At 36.8% G+C, this 22158-nt stretch carries 9 protein-coding genes; 5 read left to right on the plus strand and 4 right to left on the minus strand.

The genetic code is table 11. The annotated features are described in order from the left end of the window. Nucleotides 1-16: 16 nt before the first annotated feature. The 3 genes from SFA27_RS07095 to SFA27_RS07105 form a co-directional block, all read right to left on the minus strand. Nucleotides 17-7045: an SDR family NAD(P)-dependent oxidoreductase gene (locus SFA27_RS07095; protein ID WP_407297256.1), complete on the minus strand. Its 7029-nt coding sequence runs from the start codon at nt 7043-7045 to the stop codon at nt 17-19. A gap of 966 nt (nt 7046-8011) precedes the next feature. Beyond that, nucleotides 8012-8446, minus strand: coding sequence for a hypothetical protein (locus SFA27_RS07100; protein WP_407297257.1), 435 nt, complete (start codon nt 8444-8446; stop codon nt 8012-8014). Then, complete coding sequence (locus SFA27_RS07105; RefSeq protein WP_407297259.1) at nt 8446-8706, minus strand: hypothetical protein; 261 nt, start codon at nt 8704-8706, stop codon at nt 8446-8448. The genes SFA27_RS07100 and SFA27_RS07105 overlap by 1 nt, the downstream gene beginning before the upstream one ends. An 844-nt stretch (nt 8707-9550) precedes the next feature. On the opposite strand from SFA27_RS07105, the gene SFA27_RS07110 reads away from it, so the two are divergent. The 4 genes from SFA27_RS07110 (at nt 9551) to SFA27_RS07125 (ending at nt 15574) form a co-directional block, all read left to right on the plus strand. Continuing rightward, nucleotides 9551-10378 (plus strand): hypothetical protein, encoded by an 828-nt coding sequence (locus SFA27_RS07110; protein WP_407297261.1) that lies wholly within the window; start codon nt 9551-9553, stop codon nt 10376-10378. Between the two features lie 461 nt (nt 10379-10839). After that, complete coding sequence (locus SFA27_RS07115) at nt 10840-14730, plus strand: response regulator (RefSeq protein ID WP_407297263.1); 3891 nt, start codon at nt 10840-10842, stop codon at nt 14728-14730. 194 nt (nt 14731-14924) lie between these two features. Continuing rightward, the gene (locus SFA27_RS07120; RefSeq protein WP_407297265.1) at nt 14925-15239 is read left to right on the plus strand and encodes a transposase; all 315 of its coding nucleotides are present in this window, start codon (nt 14925-14927) and stop codon (nt 15237-15239) included. After that, complete coding sequence (locus SFA27_RS07125) at nt 15215-15574, plus strand: helix-turn-helix domain-containing protein (RefSeq protein WP_407297267.1); 360 nt, start codon at nt 15215-15217, stop codon at nt 15572-15574. Before SFA27_RS07120 ends, SFA27_RS07125 begins: the two co-directional genes overlap by 25 nt. Nucleotides 15575-15712: 138 nt before the next feature. Here SFA27_RS07125 and glsA read toward each other — a convergent pair whose 3' ends face one another. Continuing rightward, complete coding sequence (gene glsA, locus SFA27_RS07130) at nt 15713-16726, minus strand: glutaminase A (protein WP_407297269.1); 1014 nt, start codon at nt 16724-16726, stop codon at nt 15713-15715. A gap of 523 nt (nt 16727-17249) precedes the next feature. Here glsA and SFA27_RS07135 point away from each other — a divergent pair. After that, the gene (locus SFA27_RS07135) at nt 17250-22139 is read left to right on the plus strand and encodes a PKD domain-containing protein (RefSeq protein WP_407297271.1); all 4890 of its coding nucleotides are present in this window, start codon (nt 17250-17252) and stop codon (nt 22137-22139) included. The last annotated feature ends 19 nt before the right edge of the window (nt 22140-22158 follow it).

Here is a 22158-nt window from a genome sequence, read left to right on the forward strand (position 1 = left end):
TCGTTTATACAGATTTTTACCAATTATTTCCTGACATGATCAGCACCTGGCTTTCAGTTCCGTATTTAATCTCGTTAAGGAAGATTTCTTTTCCTTCATCCAATGGGATCATGGAAATACCTCTGCGTTCGTATTCTGATTCAAGAGTAGAGGAAACCATTCCGGCACCTTTCCATGGTCCCCAGTTGATAGAGATTACTTTTCCTTTTAATCTTTTGTTTAAAGCATTCGCGTAATCATCCAGTACACTGTTGGCTGCAGCATAATCTGTCTGACCTTTGTTACCGTATACAGATGCAATACTTGAGAATAATACTACAAACTGGCAGTCTGAACGAAGCTGTTCTGCCAATACACGAAGTGGTTTTACTTTGGTGTCAAATACACGCCCGAAAGAGCTTGTTGTCTTTTGTTTGAATAATTTATCTTCTAAGAGACCTGCTCCATGGATTACTCCATCCAGACGGTTGTATTTTTCATAAATACTGCTGATCAGATTACTCAAACCTTCTTCGTCACAAAGATCCAATGACTGGTAAATAATAGTATTTCCAAGCGCTTCCATATCACGGATTGTGCGCAGGATCTGATTGTTTTTGAAAATCTTAGTTGTTTCTTTTTCTATTTCTGCAGGGGCAGTGAATTGGCCGGATCTGATAAGAAAACCTCTGATTTCTTCTTTGGTTTTCATAGCTTCAAATTCTTTTAATTCTAATGCTCCCTCTCTTGGATCAGCTGATCTTCCTACCAGAATATAAGTACAAGGATAAGCCTGAGACATATGTTTTGCCAATTCAGCAGTGATTCCCTGGGCACCTCCCAATACCAATACCACAGATTTTTGATCTAATTGGATATGAGCTTCGTTTAAGCTTGTTGACAATGGAGAAGGGATAATGTCTACTTTATGTCTCTGATCATTTTTATAAATAACTTCAGCGGGTTTATCATTGGTAAGGATTTCCTTTAAAGTAATTTCAGCAATCTGATCTACTTCCTGAGGCGTGCCAAGGCTGATCAGTCTGCAGGTTGTATTATCAAATTCTCTTGCCAGGCTTTTGAAAAGTCCCGGATACCCCTGATGGTGGCGTAATATGCTTGCATCTGTAATTTCCTGAAGGTGTGCCGGAATATCAGAAATCAGATATACCCATTTTGCCTTATCAAAATCCAGTTTTTTGATCAGATCTACATGATCAATAATGCTTGGTTTATCAGTTGCTGAGAATAAATCCAGCATAATTAATCCGTCAATATTAGAAAAATCTTTTTCTGTATCTACTAATTCTACAATAGCTCCATGCTTTTCCAAAGCTTCTTTAATCGCTGAAGTTTGTTTATTGTCATCTTGTGTAATCGCAAAACGTTTTCCCTGCAATACTTCTGTATTTTGTACTAAAAAATCATCGGTAGGAGTGATATCGAAACGAAGACGTGAAAGTACATTTTGAGTTGGCTCTGCGATATTGGTTTCTTTCACTTCATGGGCAGCTTCGTTGGTTTCACTATTCATTTCGCTGATCCAGCTCGCCAGGCCGCGAAGTGTTTTAATAGCAGCCAGTTTTTCCATAACATCATCAGCCTGTTCAAGGTTTTGGCCAAACCCGATTTTGGTTTTAAGATCACCGATGATTTCCATACGTTTGATGGAGTCTATACTTAAATCTGCTTCCAGGTCAAGATCAAGACCTAACATTTCTTTTGGGTATCCTGTTTTTTCACTTACGATATTCAGAATCGCATTTTGAAGGTGTTCAAGAGAGAATGTCGGTTGTGTTTGTGGTTTTGAACTTGTTGGTTCAGCTGAAGAACCGTTTTTTTCAGGCGTAGCAGTTGTTTCAGCTCCTGAAAATTCAGTAAGCCATGAAACAAGGCCGCTTAAAGTTTTTATTCCGGCTAATTGCTCCATAACGGTGTCTTCATTGGTATTTCCGTTACCCAGAGTTCCCAGTTCATTACGAAGTGTTCCAATGATCTCCACTCTTTTAATAGAATCAATACTTAAATCAGCTTCAAGGTCCATTTCCATACCCAGCATTTCCTGAGGATATCCTGTTTTGTCACTTACTACCTGTAGTAATAAGGATTTGATATCTCTTGTAGGAGCTTGCTTCACAGCAGCAACGGCTACCGGTCTTTCCTGTTGAACAGGCTGAACCGGAATGGAAGATATTGGCTGGTGCGCAGCAACTGGTGCTGGTGAATGATATACAGGAGCAGGGAATGCCTGAGGATTCTGTCCCATAAAGGAAAGCATCACATCACGCTGTGCCTGTATCATTAATTTCATACTGTTTAAATATTCCTGCAACATACGTTCAGCAGTAGACTGAGCCTCAGTTGCAGGTGCCTGTGTATTATTAGTAAAATTGTTCATGGGAATAGGGTTTATAAGTGGTAATGCACCATTTGCTGGCAGATTACCGGTAGTTGGGTGGGCAGTTTGCCCGTTAACACGCCAGATGGCAGGGCTTTTCTTGTAAAGCTCGGGTTGGTTAAGATCAATAACCTTCACGCTTCTACCATCAAAAAGTTTATCAATATTGAAGCTTCTGCCGGTTCCTAAATATTGAGCCAGCATGCAAAGAAGATGACTGAATTTATTACGGCTGTTGTCTTCAACATATAAGGTTAACTGATCTTTTTCCAGACAGGATTTGGTTAATCCGGTAAGTACTTTTCCGGGGCCTACTTCTATAAATATTCTGGCACCGTCGTTGTACATCGCCTGAAGCTGTTCTACAAATCTTACAGGCTGTACCAGATGGTCAGTAAGTCTTTCTTTTATTTCTGATGGATTCGCGGGATATACTTCTGCTGTGGTATTAGACCATACAGGGATCTGCATTTCCTGGAAAGGAACGTCTTTTAATACTTCAGCATATAAGTCCTTGGATTTTGCTAATAACGGGCTGTGGAATGCACATGCAACTTCTAATTTTTTTGCAGAAATACCTTCTTGTTTAAGCACTTCCAGCAATTTATTGATGGCTTCTGTACTTCCGGCAATGACACATTGGGTAGGAGCATTGAAGTTTACAGGATAACATCCTTCTACTTTTGCAATAATTGGCTGTAAACGTTCCGGAGTAGCACTTGCTGCCAGCATTGAACCCGGATCTCCTCCTTCTACTGAGTCTAAAATAGATTGAGCTCTCTTAACACTTAAGTCAACCAGTTTATCTTCTCCAAATACTCCTGCAAAACATAAAGCAGGTATTTCACCATAGCTGTGACCTGCCAGCATATCAGGAATAATTCCCAATGACTCAAGGAATTTAGCCAATGCAAGGTCTACAATTCCTAAAAGCGGTTGTGCTAAACGGGTATCTTTTATGGTTTCTTTCTGTTGTTTTAAATCAGCTTCATTAAAGGTCTTGGATGGGAAAACTACTTTTTCAAGTTCAGGATATTCATCAATGATCTTACGCATAGCCGGGAAAACCACAAATAAGTCACGAGCCATATTGATTCTCTGACTGCCTTGTCCAGGGAATGTGAAAGCTACTTTACCTTCTTTTTTATTAACCGTAAAAGTGTCTTTTGTTTCAATCCCCAGCAATACCAGTTCAAGCTTCATCATCAGGTCTTCAGCGGTGTCTGCAACAATACTGAACTGAATTCGCTTTTCTGAACTGATGCTTAAACTGTAAGCGATATCTTTTAATGGAATACCATCATTAATTTCTAATAAGGTTTTGATCTGGCTTGACTGTCCTTTTGCTTCTTCGTAAGTGTCTCCACGGAAAACAAATAATTCTGAAGGCCATGACTGCATTGTAATTGAATTATCCTGTTTAGGATGGTTGGCAATTACCGTATGGAAATTTGTTCCCCCAAATCCGAAAGCACTGATTCCTGCATAACGGTTTTTCTCACCCCATAATCCACTTTCTGCATGGAATGCAAACGGACTGGTTTCTGAATTGTAATAGGCATTAGGCTGCTGAAGGTGTAGGGTAGGTGGTTTTACCCCGTGATAAACGGCAAGCGAAGCTTTGATTAATCCAGCTAATCCTGCTGCACACTTGGTATGCCCGATCTGTGTTTTCACAGAACCTAAATGAGTCTGTCCCGGTAAAGCTCCTGAACGGCTGAATAAATTAGTCAGTGCACTTAATTCTGTTTTGTCTCCTACCACAGTTCCTGTACCATGAGCTTCTACAAGACCTACGGAAGCAGGACTGATCCCAGCCTGGGAATAAGCACGTTCTAATGCTCTTACCTGGCCTATTTGTCTTGGAGCAGTCAGTCCAAGAGCTTTTCCGTCACTGGATCCTCCAACTCCCTTGATCACCGAATAAATACGGTCACCATCACGTACAGCATCTTCGTATCTTTTTAAAACAAGGATAGCAATACCTTCTCCAAGGGCGATACCGTCTGCATCACCATCGAATGTAGCACATCTTCCTTTTCTGGATAGGGCATGTGTGCTGGAGAACATCAGATAATCATTGATTCCGTTATGTAAATCTGCTCCTCCGGCAAGAACCATATCTGACTTTCCTAATACCAATTCCTGGCAAGCAAGATCAATTGCAGCCAAAGAAGAAGCACAAGCTGCATCTACGGTAAAGTTTCTGCCGCCAAGATCCAGTCGGTTTGTAATTCTACCTGCGATTACATTGGCCAGAATACCTGGGAAAGAATCTTCTGTAGTATGTGGGAAAGCTTCTTTTACTTCTTCATGAAGTTCTCCGAAAACCTGCTTATAATATCCTCTGAAACTATAGCTGTTGGCAAGGTCATTACCTCCTTCAGCACCTATAATGACAGAAATGTTATCTCTGTTGATGTGTTTTTCACCATATCCGGCATCGTCCATAGCACGTTTTGCAACCAATAAGGTTAGAAGCTGTGTGGGTTCAATGGCTGCAAGCGATTGTGGCGGAATTCCGAATGCCAGAGGATCAAAATCAATTTTAGGAATAAATCCTCCCCATTTGGAATGAGATACATCCGATTCATTGGAATCAGGTTTGTAATAAAGTTCTTTATTCCATCTTTCATCCGGTACTTCAGTAACACTGTCTTTTCCTAAAATGATATTTCTCCAGTATTCATCGAGATTTTTAGCACCAGGGAAGATACATTCCATCCCTACGATAGCGATGTCCAGAGGTTTTTCTGTAGAAATAGGTTCTTCTGGTAACGCCGCATTCTGAATATGCTCGTAATTGTCTACAACACTTTGGTGTAAAGCAGCTAATGAGATCACTCGATTGTGCATCGTGGCTACCTGTCCTATCATGTACATTCCTAAGTCTAGTTGGTCATCTTTAGGAATGCTGACAAGTTTATCACCCTGACGCTCTATACCTTTAGCCGCAATTCGTAAACGGCCTACGTTTAATTTTTCAAGTTGTTCCCACACCTGTTTTTTGTCCACTCCGGCAGCAAGAAGTTTTGCTTTTTCTGTATTGAAATGGTTGGCAAATGCAGTATTTAAACAACGGGTTTCATGTCCCGGGGCTGTTTCCAATAGAACGGTATCTTTTGCCTGCATAGCCTGCGCCTGGAATTCTTCCTGAATGGCTCCGGTTTGCACCGCTTCGTGTGTATAGAGATAAGCAGTTCCCATTAATACACCAATTTTTACTCCTCTTGCAGCTAATGGTGCAGCCATGATAGAAACAAACGCGGTTGAAAATGCGTTGTGAATCCCTCCTGCAAAAAAGACACTGATGTTTTCAGGGTGTTCTTCTTTTAAGATACGTTCAATTTGTTTTTCCCAAAGGACCATACTTGAAAGAGGACCTACATGCCCTCCACATTCGCGTCCTTCAAAAATGAAATTTTTAGCACCTTCTTTAAGGAAAATATCCAGAAGGGCAGGGGAAGGAACGTGTAAGAATGATTTTATTCCGGCTTTTTCAAATACTTTAGCCTGAGCTGGTCTTCCGCCTGCAATCAAAACCACAGGAGGTTTAGCTTCTAATATATACGAGGTCTGTTCTTCTCTTAATTCTTGCGGTGCAAATCCCAGGATCCCTACACCCCATGTTTTTTCTCCAGCCAGTTTTTTGGTATCCATCACCAAAGATTTTGCAGATTCTCCTTTTAATAAGGATAAGGCAACAAAAGGTAAGGCTCCTGCTTCCGCTACTGCATTGGCAAATAAAGGAACATCACTTACACGGGTCATAGGACCTTGAGCGATAGGATAACGCAGCCCCAGCTCCTGAGCCATTGGATTGTCTTTATTGATTACCTTCAGTGCTTTTGCCTGTTTCAGATGTCCATACATAGCCTCTTTGAATCCGAAAATCAGCTTTTTCAGGGTTTTAAAATCCTCATACAGGTCTGTTGCCAGCGAAATGTCTTGTCCCATAGGAATATAACAGGTACTAAGGTCAAGACCGGTAAAGTACTGTTTCAGATCTTCAGCTGTTACATTTTCAGGTAATACAGGTGAATTGGGTCTTACCAATACACGATGATTAGCAATCACCTTAGTTTCCGTACCATTCAGTTTTGAGCACGCTTCTTTCAGATCCTTAGGAACTGAACTTTCAGGAAACAGGGCAAGCTGACTGTCCAGTACAACTCCTGTTGCTCCCAATGCTTTTGATGCTGCTGCAGTATGGAGGCCTATTCCTCCCTGTAACCACACCGGAATGTTCTGAATTTCTTTGATCACACGCTGAAATAATACAAACGTGGATTCATAGCCTACTAATCCGCCTGCTTCATTTCCTTTAATAATGATTCCTTCTGCTCCCGATTGTTCAGCCTGTATGGCTTCTTCCAAACTGCTTACCTGATAAACAACAGGTAGATTGAAAGGTTTCAACATTCCGAAGGGAAGGATCGCAAATCTTACTTTTTCAGAAATTTGAAGAGAGGCGAAGTTGTCCTTAGAAAAATAAATACCATACGATGGTACGTCTATCTGGTCAAGTTGATGTAACGCTTCCTGTGCAGCCGTTATTTCATTTCCTAAACTTAAAACGGGAAATGCACCCGCCTGGTGTAGTTTAGGGATAAGGTTAACGTCTGGTTTTTCAAAAGGCGTCAGTCCAATAATGGTTAAGTTTTTCATGGCGTGATAATTATTGAATGATAGCAAGAGATTCATAACAAAATGCAGGGCCTTTCGGTATTAAGGCGATCGCTTTTTGTTATGATATAATAAAATTGGTTTTTGTTAAATCGTTAACGATGTGTGTTTTTTTATGGTAATTATTCAAGAATCTATTGTTTGTTGATAGATTGTATGATATAAGGTTGATGTCCGGCTTTTCAAAAGGCATTAGCCTGATTTTAGTCAAGTTTTTCATAGCATTTACGGTATAGGAATGATTAATGATATCTCATATCAAAACGCTAATACCATCGGCATAAATCGCGATTTGCTGTTATGAGGAAATAAAAATAATAAAATTATAATATATCTTTAATCATAAATGCAATTTGATAATGATTTTTTAATAGTAAAATATCAATTGTTCAAATGCTATTAAAGTATATTTATTGTTTTCTTATTTTTAGAAATATGGTCGGTACAATCTTATTAATTATAACTATAAATATTTATAGTTAAAAAAATGTTAAGCAAATATAGGAATAAAAAATAAAATATTTCAAAAATGAGAGATTTGTTTTAGGGTATATTACAAAAAGATAATATACTTTGAATAGGGTCGGGAATTGTAAGAATAACCTTTATCAATCTGATAAAACGGATAAACGAATTTACATAAAATTAATCAATATATTGTGATTTAATTTAAATTATTTGTGAACTTTATCTATCTTTTTGATAAATAAATAGATAGGTATTTTAATGAATAATTAAAATATCTTTCCGAAATTCATAAAAAGAGTATTTTTCTCATAAAATATTGGTTTTTGTTTTGTGGAAATTGATCTGTTTATTAATGAGTTATATTTAAAAGTGACGTCCTTGGAATTTTTTTGATGCGTAAATACTGTATGTTTACAGTTTGTTCATAATGCTTTGTTTTGTAAAAACGATTGTAATATGTAAAGCTGCCTCTTGTTCTCGTTATAATTTCACTAAATCAAACCAGATTTCTTTACTGTTATGTTTACACTTGATTTGAGTTGTAGAAATCTTTCTAAATTCAAAGCTTTCTGTTGTATTTGTATTGTAAAACGTAATTAAGAAATTGTATTGAGCGCTGTTGTTAAGAGTTTCATCTACTTTCCCACCCATAGACGTTTCTTTAATTGTCTTTGTTATACTTTGTTCACTACCGTCTGCTGTCATTAGTATAAAATCCTCTGACGTAAACTTATACAGCTTATTGGAGGTTGTACCATCAGCAACACTCCAGGTACCTTGAATCCATGCAGGAGTATGAAAGTATTGTGAAGTAACCGTGCTTGTCTGCATATCATCATCGTTGGTTCTTGAACAGTTTAGAGTTGTTAATGTTAAGATTAAAAGTAAAAATCTTAAGGATATCTGGTTTTTCATTATGATATGTTTAGTGTTCCGGAATTCAATTTTAATTGCGGTGTCGGAGCAATGGTATCTCCACCAGTATTTTCTTCTCCAATTACAATGAAGCTGTTGAATTGTCGAATGACAGCAGGAATGCGGGTTTCCGGATAATCATTACCTCCGTCAATATGTAAAGTTCCGTGGAGGCGGAGGCATGCTGTGTTTACACCAACTTGAGAACATGCAGATAAAGAAATAGCAAAAAGGTGTAACGTAATAATTTTTCTTTTCATTTTTTAGAATTTATAAAACTTCAATATTTATTTACACAAAACTTAAAGGATGATGCTTTTGAATTAATTCCAATAACTTTCTTAAAAATAGATTTCTGTTCTATCTTTTCATGTGTAGGTTTTAGTCTTCTATGGCTGTGTTTTTTTTGCAAAATTGAGATTATTAGAGGCTAATAATTATAATACATGTTACTTTTACTATAACGATTGTTTCAGAAATCGGGTTTTACATAACATTCAGGTGCTTTTGCATTTAGAATAAAGCTTTATAATCTTTGATTATGATAGTATCGGTACTCTTAATTTTCTATGTTGTTGTGTATCTTATTTCGTAAATAGTAAGTTAGTAGTAATGCTGATATTGGATTTACTTTGATTAGTATACAGTATATCTGGTTGAATCAAACTTTATTTTGTAATGTAGATTATTGTGATTGTTTATGGATTAAAATATCGGATATGAAATAGTTTTCAGATGTATATCACTTATAAATGTACATGAGTATTTTTTTTTGATTTCTTCAAATGATTGACCGATTGTTTTACCCCGTTTTTTAATTATCATATGACAGGGGAATTTGTTCAATAAAGTGAAAGAAGATTGTCTCGTAAGGCTTTACTAGGGTTATTTTGAAACATTTGTTATAGTAAAAGTAATATATGTTATAGTGGTGATTATGTAATAATTTGAACTTTGCAGCAATAATATTAAGGGCAATTAAACTTGTTCGTTTTTCTGGTCTTTAATAAGGCAGAAACAAAATAAAACAGGACTATCTTATCCTGTTTTGTTTTTAGAAACAGAAGGCTTGTAAAGTGAATTAATGATAAAAAAACATATAACATGAGAAAACTTTTTTTTGTTGCAGCTATTTTGAGCTTTGGATTTACAGCTCACGCACAAATAGGAATAAATACGACATCTCCCAAAATGACTATGGATGTTGAATTTCAGAAAGACCCATTAACAGGAGGACCGGATAATTCTAAACACATCGGATTAAAGGCACCAACTCTTACAAGAGAGCAACTCACGCAGAATACAGCTATTTATGGTATGGATCAGTCTGGAGCGCTCGTTTATATTACAGATGTAAATGGAGGAGATATGTTGGGACAAAGAGTAAATATGAATAGCAAGGGATATTACTATTTTGACGGTAATGTTTGGAAAAAAATGATTGATACCAATCGAAATACTACTCTTTTTAAAGCATTTAAGACAGGAACATGGAGTTTACTTAGCTTAACAGGCGGCTGGAACAGGGTATCTATTGATGCAGCAGATAAACAGATGGGGGCAGCTACCTTATTAAATGCTAATGGTGAATATGTGGTACCATCAGATGGTATCTATCAAATAAAGTATGAATTTCGTATCCAGGGAATAAATGCCAATTTATTAGGAAAAAGTTATCTTGGGTTAATTAAAAATGGAGGTTCCGTACCTATTGAAGATAAACAGATGGATTCAGTTACTCTGTCGCTTAATCTTGGGATTATTAATTTAGATCTTGCAGATGTCCCGGTAAGCGGAACAATTATGAATACGGTTCTTGAACTTAATAGCGGAGATTTGATTTCTCCTGTATTTAAAACAGGTGCTGTTTCACTTGGTTTATTAACAAATAAACAAGTATCAATTTATATCTACAAAATATCAGATATGTAATTTAATATAGCTATTGCGCTTAATAACAACTTGATCAATTCATAAGCAGCATTTATTTTGGAATTGCGTAAAAAGTTAATGAACAATTTCTCTTTGTGTACGCTCTATTAATGAATGTTGTTTATGAGAACTGAAAATAATATTACCCGGCTTTTCATAGTACCTATTTCTGTAACTACTACGGCTGTATTTAATGTAAATGATTCTAAAAACACGAAAAATGATTGGTATAATTTATATTTATTAATTATGGATTTAAAAACGGGATAATAATCCTGTTTTTAAATCATTAAAAATGATTTGTAAATATTTTATACGATGTCATTAACACGATTTGTCAGATAGTGTTGTTAGTGATAGTGTCTTTTGTTTATATTAGGTAATAAGAAAATTAATTATTTATATTGAGAATATTAGTGTTTTTTCGTTGGAACTGGATATCTTGTACCTATCTCTTTCTAATGTTGTTCCCTATTTACTGTAAATGTCAGCAATATCAGATTATTTCTACCTCAGATGGGTTACCCCAATCTTTTGTATCAGGGATAGTTCAGGATAATTCAGGTTTTCTATGGATTGCAACCAAAAATGGATTAGCCAGATATGATGGTGTTCATTATAAAGTTTTCCATCATAATCCCATGGATTCTAATAGCATTAATGGTGATTTGATTATTTGTTTAAAGTATTTCGATAATGCAGTATGGATTGAATATAAGTCCGGAGATATTGATAGATTAAATACGGTAACTGAAGAAATAACGCACTATTTCTTAAAATCTACCCTTGAAAAATCTGGTCTTAAAATGCTTAAGAGAGGATGGATCATAGGTTGTGATCATCTATTATGGGCCATTTGTGAGCAAAATAATATTATTTCCTACAATTTTAAAAGGAGAAAATTAGAAAAATATATTTTCAGAAATACCCAGAGAAATTTAAATCTATGGGGTATTCAGGAAGATCATAAAGGTATTTTGTGGGCCATTACTGATAAGGGAATTCTAAGTTATAATAAAAAGAAGGGGTTTTATACGCACTATCAATTACCTATTTCAGCTATTTATAGAAATGACGTTGTTGTTGGAAATACAGCGCTTGATCTTTATTTTAAATCGAATGGTGATTTTCTTTGGGGAGATACTGAAAATTTATACACGTATTCTGTGGTGAATCATAGAATATCTAAAGTGAAATTACCCGGAAAGGATAAAGAAAATGTACTATGGATCAAATCGGGGCGTGATGGAAATGTCTATTTTGAGAGAGGGGGGAAGGTTTGGCAATATAACAAAATAGGGCTTTTGCTTATTAATGATGTTCTCCATAAGAGCTCTATAGCTGCGAAGTCTTTTTTTATGGATAGAACAGGGGTTATATGGATAGGAACAGATGCGAGGGGAATATTGAAAATAGATTTGAATACTCCTGAATTTTATTCGTTCTCTCCGGCTGATACTTTTCCTGATAATTTATTGAAACGGGAATTTAATATGTCCCTGTCAAAGACATTTAAATGGACAGCAGCGGATTCTGAATTTTCACTGCCAGGCTATCATATCCGTTCTTCTTATGACAGAAACGGGAAACTATGGATTGGGGTGAAAAATATGGTGACTTGTTACGATCCATACACCAGAAAACTTACACAATTACCTGAAATAAAAGGCCTTGAAGATAAAAACAGTAGAGGGATCGGTCTTAAAGGATTAGCATTTAATGAGTCAGGTTCTCCTATAGTAGCAGGTTATAATGGTAATTTACTTTTTTATGATGGAAAAACATCAGCCTGGAAATGGTTCTTACCTCCGGGATTTCTAAAAGTGTTATTCGGAGAGAATTTGGTTCTAAGTGATATGTGCGCTGACAATGAAAGATTATGGCTGACAACCGAAACAAATGGAGTATTTTATATCACTTTAAAAGATAGAAGAGTTTATAAACTGAAATGGGGAAAACAAGAACCATTGTTAGGGATTCGGAAAGATCCTAAAAGGACAGATGTTTTATGGATAGGAAGTTATCACGGGCTTATTTGTCTGTATAAGAAAACATTGAAAACGAAGATATTTACAATGAGGCAGGGGCTGCCTGATAATACGGTGTATGCTTTGTCAGATGATTCCAAAGGAAATCTTTGGTTCTCTACTAATAAAGGACTTTGCCGGTTTGATCCCCGGAATTATCGTGTGAGAGTATTTCAATCCCAATATGGGCTTCCTGGAAATGAATTTAACAGATTTCATTGTTTACAATTACCTGATGGACGATTATCATTTGGAGGACCGGAAGGTTGGGTTTTATTCGATCCCACAAAAATACGAGATAGCAATTATCAGCCTGAGGTGGCATTTACGAGTTTAAAGGTTAATAATATTGAAGTTAATCATCATAAAAAGAATGGTATATTGGATAGGCCAGTCAATGAGATGAAAGAACTATTCCTTGATTATGATCAGAATACATTCATGATGTCTTTTGCAGGAATGGAGTTTAATCAACCGCAAGATCTTAAGTTTCGGTATCAGTTGGTGGGTTATGATAAAGAATGGGTAGAGTGTGGTAATATTCCTTTTGCTAATTATACAAGGCTGCCATCTGGCAATTATGAATTTCGGGTAAACTGTAGTAATTCCGTAGGAAAGTGGAGTGAAAAAATAAAGACCGTTAAATTATCCGTTGCATCACCATGGTGGTTGAAATGGTGGGCTTATATGATATATGCAGTGCTGTTTTTTGCAGGTGTCGGATATTGGCTTTACTTACAGCGTCTCCGGATTAAGCTTGAGCAATCTATTGCTTTTAAACAGAAGGAAACTGAGCAGCTAAAGCAGCTGACGGAAATGAAATCCAGGTTTTTCACTAATATGACTCATGATTTTCGTACTCCGCTCACATTGATATTGTCTCCACTTTCTGAATTGAAGGAATACCTGGCAGGAAGCTCTCAGGAGAAAAATATAGATTCAATTCAAAAGAATTCAGAGGAATTGCTTGACTCTGTAAACAGATTGCTTAGTCTCTCTAAACTGGAAGAAAAATTACCAATATCCGGAGAATCAATAGGAAGTATCTCAGATTTTGTTGAGGGTGTTGTAGATCAGTTTAAAAGTATGGCATTAAGTAAAGATATAGATCTTTCATTTTCTTCGGATGTTAATAATCTTTACAGATTCGATATGGAGAATCTTAAAGGAATATTGTTTAATCTGATTGGGAATTCTCTGAAATTTACTTTGTCTGGAGGAAAAATTAATGTAATTGTTAAAAAAGGCTTGCCTGACGGGATAGTTCTTATTGTTGAAGATACTGGTATTGGTATTCCGGACAGTGACAAACCATTTATCTTTAACAGGTATTTTCAATCGGAGAAGAATAGTAAAAAATTAAATGTTCATGGTTCTGGTATTGGTTTGTTTTTAGTTCAGGAATTTGTTAGCTCTCAGCAAGGAACTATTAAAATGGAAAGTACGGAAGGAGAAGGAACTGTCTTTATGGTTCATATGCCTTACCCTGCAATAGGATCGCAGCTGTCAAATGAGTCTAGAGATCATTTCAATAGAATTTTATTGGAGAAAGAAATAGATCGGAATGATGAGAATCCGGTTATACTATTGGTTGAAGATAACGTTGATATGTCAGAGTTTATTCTGGATATATTACCGTCAAATTATATTGTAATTAGAGCTTTTAATGGAGAAGAAGGGCTGATGGTGGCAAAGGAAATTATTCCGGATCTTATTGTTGCAGATCTTATGATGCCTGTGATGGATGGTTTGACATTATGTAAAGAATTGAAGAATAATGATAAGACCAGTCATATTCCTATTATCATTTTGAGTGCTAAAGAAAATATGAATAGTCAATTGGAGGGGCTTGAGTCAGGAGCTGATGATTATTTGGTTAAACCTTTTAATATTCAGGATTTGACTTTGCGTATTCAAAACAATTTAGAATCTCAGATTCGTTACCGAAAGCTTTTAGCAGCACAATTTAATATACACTCTAATGTAGAGAAGACAAAAGTTATTGATCCGTTTCTGCAAAAATTATATACAATATTGGAAAATGATCTTAGTAATTCTTCTGTTGGTATAGAAGAATTTGCAGGTCTTTTGCATGTAAGTCGTGTTCAATTGCATCGTAAGATAAAAGCAATAACGGGAAAAACATCTGTTGAAGTAGTTAGAAATTATAGATTAGAACGTGCTGCAGAATTTCTCAAAGAAGGATATAATAGCTCAGAAGCAGCATTTAAAGCTGGGTTTGAAAGTCCGGCATATTTTTCTAAATGTTTCAAAGCGTACTATAAGCTTACTCCTTCAGCTTTTGTAAAAGATCATTTAAAATGATTTACGGTTGTGTTGTTATTGTTTGTCCAGAGCTCATAGTTGAGCAGTAGTATTAAAATAATTGTATAATAATAAATTCAAAAATGTTAAGAGATTTTAAAAATATACATGTTGGTTCAATGATTTTAGAAAGGGTAAATGAAACGAATATCGATATGGTACGGATTTGCAATTTTTTTAAATGTACAGAGAAAATGGTAGAAATTATGTATGAATCGGAAAGTATCGATACTCTTTCATTGTTGAAGTGGAGTAAGTTGCTTGAATATGATTTTTTTAGAATTTTTACCCAGCACTTAATACTTTATGCACCTCCGGGTAATCAAGACATGCTTTTCAAAAAAAGTAATATTCTTCCACGATTCAGAAAGAATATTTATACTCAGGAAGTTATTTCTTTTATGCTGGAATTGATAGAAGATAAAAAGAAAACAAAAGAACAGATCATAAATGAATATGGTATACCTAAAACAACATTGTATAAATGGATAGAGAAGTACAGCAGATAACTGGTCCTAATTACCTTAAAATTTATAGTGATATTTTAGAACAGAAATTCCCGGATAAAATGAATGAGTGTAAAATGTTTATGGAAAAGGAAACACTTTCTGCACTTGAGATTATTAGCTTAAATCAAATTATTTTTGGAAGTGAAACTATTAGCACCAGAGGTTTTAGTTCTAAGCATCGTTCCTATGATGAAAAAAGTATTTTTGAAATTTTAGTATATCAACAGGAAAATAAACTGAGTAATTCAGAAGTTTCAAAGTTTTACAAAATTAGCAGGAATACTTTGGCTAAATGGAGAAAACAATACTGTCAAATAACTGCAGAAAGTAAATAAACAGAAAATATGGAGGTTGCATCTTAGAATAAGAATGTGCATATAATCAAATCATTACAAGTATAATAAAACCTTTGTATGCAAAGACTCCAGAACAAAATGCTTTGGAGTCTTGTTGTATTTTATGCTTTCTAATCTTTAAAATATACTTAATCCATACTGCTTGGCCAGGTCTAAGATCATATGATATCCCGCCAGTGAATTACCATGCTGATCCAAAGATGGGCTGAATACCCCAATTCCTATTTTTCCGGGAACACTCACGGTAATTCCGCCTCCTACACCGGATTTGCTTGGAAGGCCTACGGTTCTGGAGTATTCACCACTGAATTCATACATTCCGGCCGTCAGCATCTGTGACTCTACCAGTTTTGCCATATCTGCATTCTTATAAGTGGAATCTCCGTCAAACCTTACGCATTGGTTGGCAAAGAAGTATCCTATTTTTGCAAGATCTTCAGCAGTAAGCTCAATAGAACATTGCTTAAAATAGTTATCCAGCTGGTCTTCATTTCCTGAAATCAGGCCGCTGTTTTTCATGATATAAAACATACCACGGTTTCGGTGTCCTGTTGATTTTTCAGATTCATAAACAGATTTGTTGTAATCAATAGTCTGATTTTTGGTAATGTATCTCACCATGTCCAGAATCTTAAGGAAGGGTTTCTCACCATCTCCCGAAATCAGCGAAGTGGTAAGAATAGCTCCAGCATTCATCATAGGATTGAGAGGTTTGCCTGTGGTTTCAAGGTTTGAAAAATGGTTAAAAGGTTTATCAGAACCGAAATACCCCATCTTATCAAAAACATGGGCTTCGCCTTTTTCGTTTACAGCCACCATTAATGATATAATTTTGGAAATACTCTGCATGGTGAATTTTTTACTCACATCACCTGTGTTGAATATTTTCCCGTTTTTATCAACCACCGAAAAAGCAATTGCTTTAGCATCCATTTTTCCCAGTTCAGGAATATAATCTGCTACTTTGCCTTGTGTATAATAAGCTCTGTTTTTTTCCAGAATAGTATTGAGTGTTTTTTCTGAGATTGTTGAAATGTCTGCGGCTTTTTGAGCGTAAACTATTGTGTTTAAGGAAAGAAAAGCTGCGGTACAAATTCCTTTTGCAGAAAATAAAAAGCTGTTGTTTTTCATAGAGAAGATCTTCAAATAAAATATTTATGATAAGCCTTGAAAAACAAAGATAAAGTATTTTGATCTTGTCGGCAATGTTCCTTTATTACACCATTGATGTTTGTTTTGTCAGATAGGGTTGGGTAATGTGTGAAGTGGCTGCATAAAAATGGTGCTTCCTGTGAGAAATTCTATTTTAAAATCAGATTTGTTTTTATGGTTTTTAATGTTGATTAATTTTAATGTAAAACCTATTTATTTAGTAAAAAATAAATTAATTTAGGTTTTAGTTATTTATTTTGTCGTTAATTTTTAGAAAAACAAGTATTTTATTTGATTAAATACCTTGTGAATCATGGAAATATCGAAACTGACAGATCTTTTTTACATAATTAATACATGGGTGAAATAAGATATAATCACGTATTTGTCTATATTATTGATATTCAATAGCAAAATAATGTTATTTTTTCACTATTAAATGATTTTTGTATTATTATTTTTATTAATTTGACAAAAAATTAATAACACTTTTTTAATAACTATGAAAAACAACACCTATTTTAGTAGGCAGCATATCTTTAGATGGCTGCTGCTATGTTGGCTTTTGGTACCATGGGTACTGCAGGCACAAGCTCGAATTACATGGACTGAACAGGTCGGATGCCAGGAATTCCGTGGCGAAAAAGAAGACCAGATTCCCGATAACGGAGTCGCTGTTTCCTACATCAATTCTTCCCAATGTCTCCGTGTGTGTGAGAAATCAATAGACCCTGTCAAATATCTGGTTCAGGGACCGAACGTTTCTAATGTACAATGGACTATTTCAGGAGGAACTTTAATCCCTTCAGGACCAGGAAATACCGCAGCGTATGTTACCTGGGGAGCTGCAGGCAATGGCTCTTTACAGGCAGTTATTACCTACAATGACGGAACTGTTGAAACCCAGACCATCTGTATTGAAAAAATCAACAGACCGATTGCTAAATTTGAATTATTAAACCTGGATTATACCGTATGTAAAAATACAACGGTGTATTTTGATAACCTTTCCGAGCAAAACGGAGGATCGGATATTATCAATTATTTCTGGGAGTTTGGAGATGGAATTACTTCTACTTCAACTGCTTTTGAACCCTCTCATGTGTATACTAATCCTGGAAACTTTATTGTAAAGCTGACAGTCACTAATAAGTGCGGCTGCCAGAGTATATACAAAAAGGAAATCAAGGTACTGAAATCAGATCCTGTACAGATCAACTGTGCATCTGTAGTATGTGAAGGTAGTGTTGAAAAATACAGCGCACAGGACGGATGTAATAAAGGGCAATGGAAAGTCATTGGAGGATCTATTGTGAATAATTACGGCAGCGAAATCGAAGTGAAGTGGGATCAGGTAGATCCGCTTGATGGTTTCGGTTATGTAATGTATTTATCTGAATGTGCATGCCCTGAGTGGACTACCATCAAAATTCCTGTGGTTTTAGCGAATGCAAAAGTGAAAGGGCAGGCGGTAGTATGTGCAGGTAAACAGTATACCTATTCAATTCCTCAATGGCCTACAACCAGCGTTCAATGGAGCGTAACCGGTCCTGCAGGAGGTCAGCTGAATTATACTCAGCAAAGAAATGAGGCTATTTTCTCTGCAACACAGCCTGGAACCTATCACCTTGTAGCAAACTATCACAATACTTTATTGCCATGTGAAGGTCAGGCTTCTATTGATATCGTAGTGGAAGCTCCGGTAGCAGTAAGTGGTGGTACAGATGAAATCTGTGCAGGAACAAGCCAGGTATTTACAACTAACCCTAACGTACCTGTTATCTGGAAAGTGACTACAGGCGGATCTACTTTTACGTCAGGGGTAACAACAGGATCATTTACCTACAATTTTACAGCAGCGGGTACTTATACTATTACTGCTACCAAACAAGGTGGAGGTTGTGAAAGTAACGCAAGAATTATTAAGGTATTACCAATTCCGCAGGCACCTACAGGTACTATTTCCGGAGAAACAAAAGTGTGTTCCGGAAGACCTTATGTATATACCATCAGCCCTGTTGATGCAGGAATGATCCCGGTTTGGAGTGTTACCAACGGAACAATCCAGGGAAGTAATGCAGGTTCATCCGTAACGGTTATATTTAATGCTGGTGCTTCATCATATACTGTGTCTGCGCAGAATAAATCGATCAGCAGCGCAGGCTGTCTTTCGGCTCCAACTTCGTTCAGTGTAGCAGCATTAGATCTTAATTCTATTACGATTAATCCTAATTCAGGACCTTTCTGTCCGAGTAGTACTCAGACTTTCAGTGCCAATCTGAACGGAATTGTTCCGGAATTTATGGAATGGACATTTGGAAGTTCCAACTTCGGAAGTGTGATAGGAGGGCAGGGTACAGCTAATATTACTGTAAACTTTAATGAGATCTCTTCTACAAGCAGCACAACTCTGAATTTAAGAATTGTAAAATGCGGGGTAACGAAAATTATCAGCATACCGGTATCTTTAATACCGCTTCCGGTAGTAAACTTTACCAGTGTGGGCGGAGTTTGTTTAGGTTCAAACCTTTCTTTCACTGTAAATCAGGGTGCCATTACTTCGGCAACAAATGTGACTTTCACATTTGCTAACGGAACAACCTATACTACGGCTTTCAACCCATCCGGAAATTATAGCTTCCCAAATAATGGGTATATCTCAAATAATACAGGAGGTAATATTTCTCAGATAGTTACTGTAACGTATACAGGAACTAACGGATGTAGTTATAACCCAACGGCAAGTGCGAACTTTACAATATATCCAGAGACTATTATCACCATTTCTCCGGTATATAATATTACTGTTTGTGACCCGACAACAATGACACCGTATACACTTACGGCTAACAGTTCTACAGGTCTTACGAATATTATTGCATGGCAATGGTATAAAAATAACGGAATCATACCAGGTGCTAATACAAACTCATATACCATATCAGGTGCAGGTGCTTTTGGAACATATAAAGTACAGGCTGTAGATATTAATAACTGTGTGGTTTATTCTCAGGATGTAAATGTTACTCAGCTATGTCCGAGCAGTGGAGGTTGTACAACAGACCCTCAGATCAGTTTTGTTCCGCAGTGGTCAGGTTGTAATACAATTTCTGTTACAGGCTTATCTTACATTGGAACTCCGGATGAGATACAGTGGTTGTCAGATACTGTACTTACTTTATCTTCCGGACAGGGAACAGCTACACCGGTATATCAGACGAATCTTCCTGCTGCACATATTGTTTTTGTACGTTTAAGATATGGTGCGTGCTGGTACAGCAAAGGAGTAGAAGTAAGAAAGAACTATGAGCCTAAGTTCAATGTAAGTACAGTTTGTAACGGAGGAGGTTACAATGTAACTCTTTTCAATACATCTACTATATTTGAAATCAATCCGTCAACTATTACTTACACATTTACCAGCCCGGGGCTGCCAACCCAGACAGGGCAGACGGCTACTTATAACAATCTGGCGCCTGGTACCTATACCTTTACAATGACAATGTCTGCACCTGGAAAACCTGCATGTACCACTACGCAGACTATTACATTGGCTCCGGTTCCTAGTACCAGCTTCCTGGTTCCGGCATGGATATGTGTGCGTGAAGCAATTACATTCTCTCCTATATCATATGTTCCCGGAAATACATATACCTGGGTCTTTGACGGCACGTCTTATGTAACCGGAGGACCGAATGCTACTATAACGTACAATACGAGCGGAACAAAAACAATTCAGCTGAGAATTAAAACACCTAATGGATGTGAATATACTTCCGCTGTCATTAATATTAGTGTGAAAGAGGCTACTCTTGATGGTAATATGGCACCTCCGGCTCTTGTTGCTTGTATAGGAAGTGCTCCTAATATCATATTTACAAGTACACTTGGATCTCCAAGTCATTACATCTGGATGAATGGTTCTCAGCCTGTGGCTGGAGCACCAGACGCTCCGGTTTTCACTCCAGCTCAATCAGGAAGCTACTGGCCGGTGCTGGTATCTTCAGATGGATGTAGAACAAGTATTATGAGTACTAAAGCAATACCTGTAACCCTTAAAAACCCTCCATATGTTAATATATCTGGAAAAGCTAATATCTGTGAAGGATCTTCCGCAATCCTTAGCGGTATTGTAACAGATACAACATTGGAGTATCAATGGAAGAAAAATGGAGGATTGATATCAGGTCCGTGGAGCCCTGGTCCTTATCCGATTGTTCTCGATACAGGATCATTACCTGCAGGTACATATGTTTATACGCTGGAAGTAAGAACTCCGGGTACATCAGGATGTATGAGTTCTAAAAACTTTACAGTTACAATAAGTCCTCCGCCATCGCCGGTTACGGTAAGCTACAGTTTGGTAAGCTGCCAGCCTTATAAAATAAAGTTAACAGCATCAGGACCATCTGCTGGAGATTACAACTGGAGTAATGGAATGACAGGTCAGTCTATTACAGTAAATGAAGGTGGTGCTTATCAGGTTATTTATACTGCGCCAAGCGGTTGTAAAGTAGCTGGTAATACAGAAGTGCCGTTAAGCATTGAAAGTCTGATGTGGGTATTCCCTACAGGATGCTATGATGAATGTCTTAGAAAGAATTATATTTTAGGACCAAAAGGAATTTTCGATCATCATGAGTGGCAGCTGTTTGGAAACAATATCCAGAGCGGAAACAATGATTTCATCTATCCGTTGTATATCAATGCTCCGGGAACCTATCAGCTTCAGATTGATCATTTAGGATGTCAGTTTACTTCCGGAACTATGAATTATTATCCAGGTAAAGAATGTGGATTTGAAACAGACTGTAAGCTGGAAACAAGTATCAAAGGAATGAAGTGGGTTGGAGATCATTATGCTGTTACTGGTACCCTTCACAATATGGGAAGTCAACCGATAAGTCTTACTGTTTCGAGTCTTAATGGATATGGAAGTTATATTCCGTCTATCATCACTATTCCGGCAGGAGGAGTGTATGATATGAATGCTAATCCATTGGCATTCTATCCAAACTCAAGCTTCCAGGGAGCTGATGAGATTTTATTCTCTAATGAAACTTGTAAGTTTACAACCAAAGCAACAGATCCGGACTGGATGGGTATGAGAAGTGCAGGAAGAAGCGTGATTGCTGCTTCAGTCTCTTCTCTGAAAATGATACCAAATCCTGCGAAGGAAAAAGTGAAAATCTCGTATAATACGGGCAGTGAAAAATTACTGGCAAAACAGATTACAGTTTTTGACGCCATGGGCAATGTCAAATTCCGTAAGGAACTAAAAGCGGCTTCCGGTGAGGTGGACGTAGAAGTTACCAGCTGGCTGCAAGGTGTTTACATTGTCATTGTACAAACGGGAGACACATCATTACAAGGAAAACTAATTAAAAATTAGTAGCTTATAAAGCAGTGTT

Origin of the sequence: Chryseobacterium sp. HR92, assembly GCF_045689405.1 — a bacterium.
Lineage (GTDB): Bacteria > Bacteroidota > Bacteroidia > Flavobacteriales > Weeksellaceae > Chryseobacterium > Chryseobacterium viscerum_A.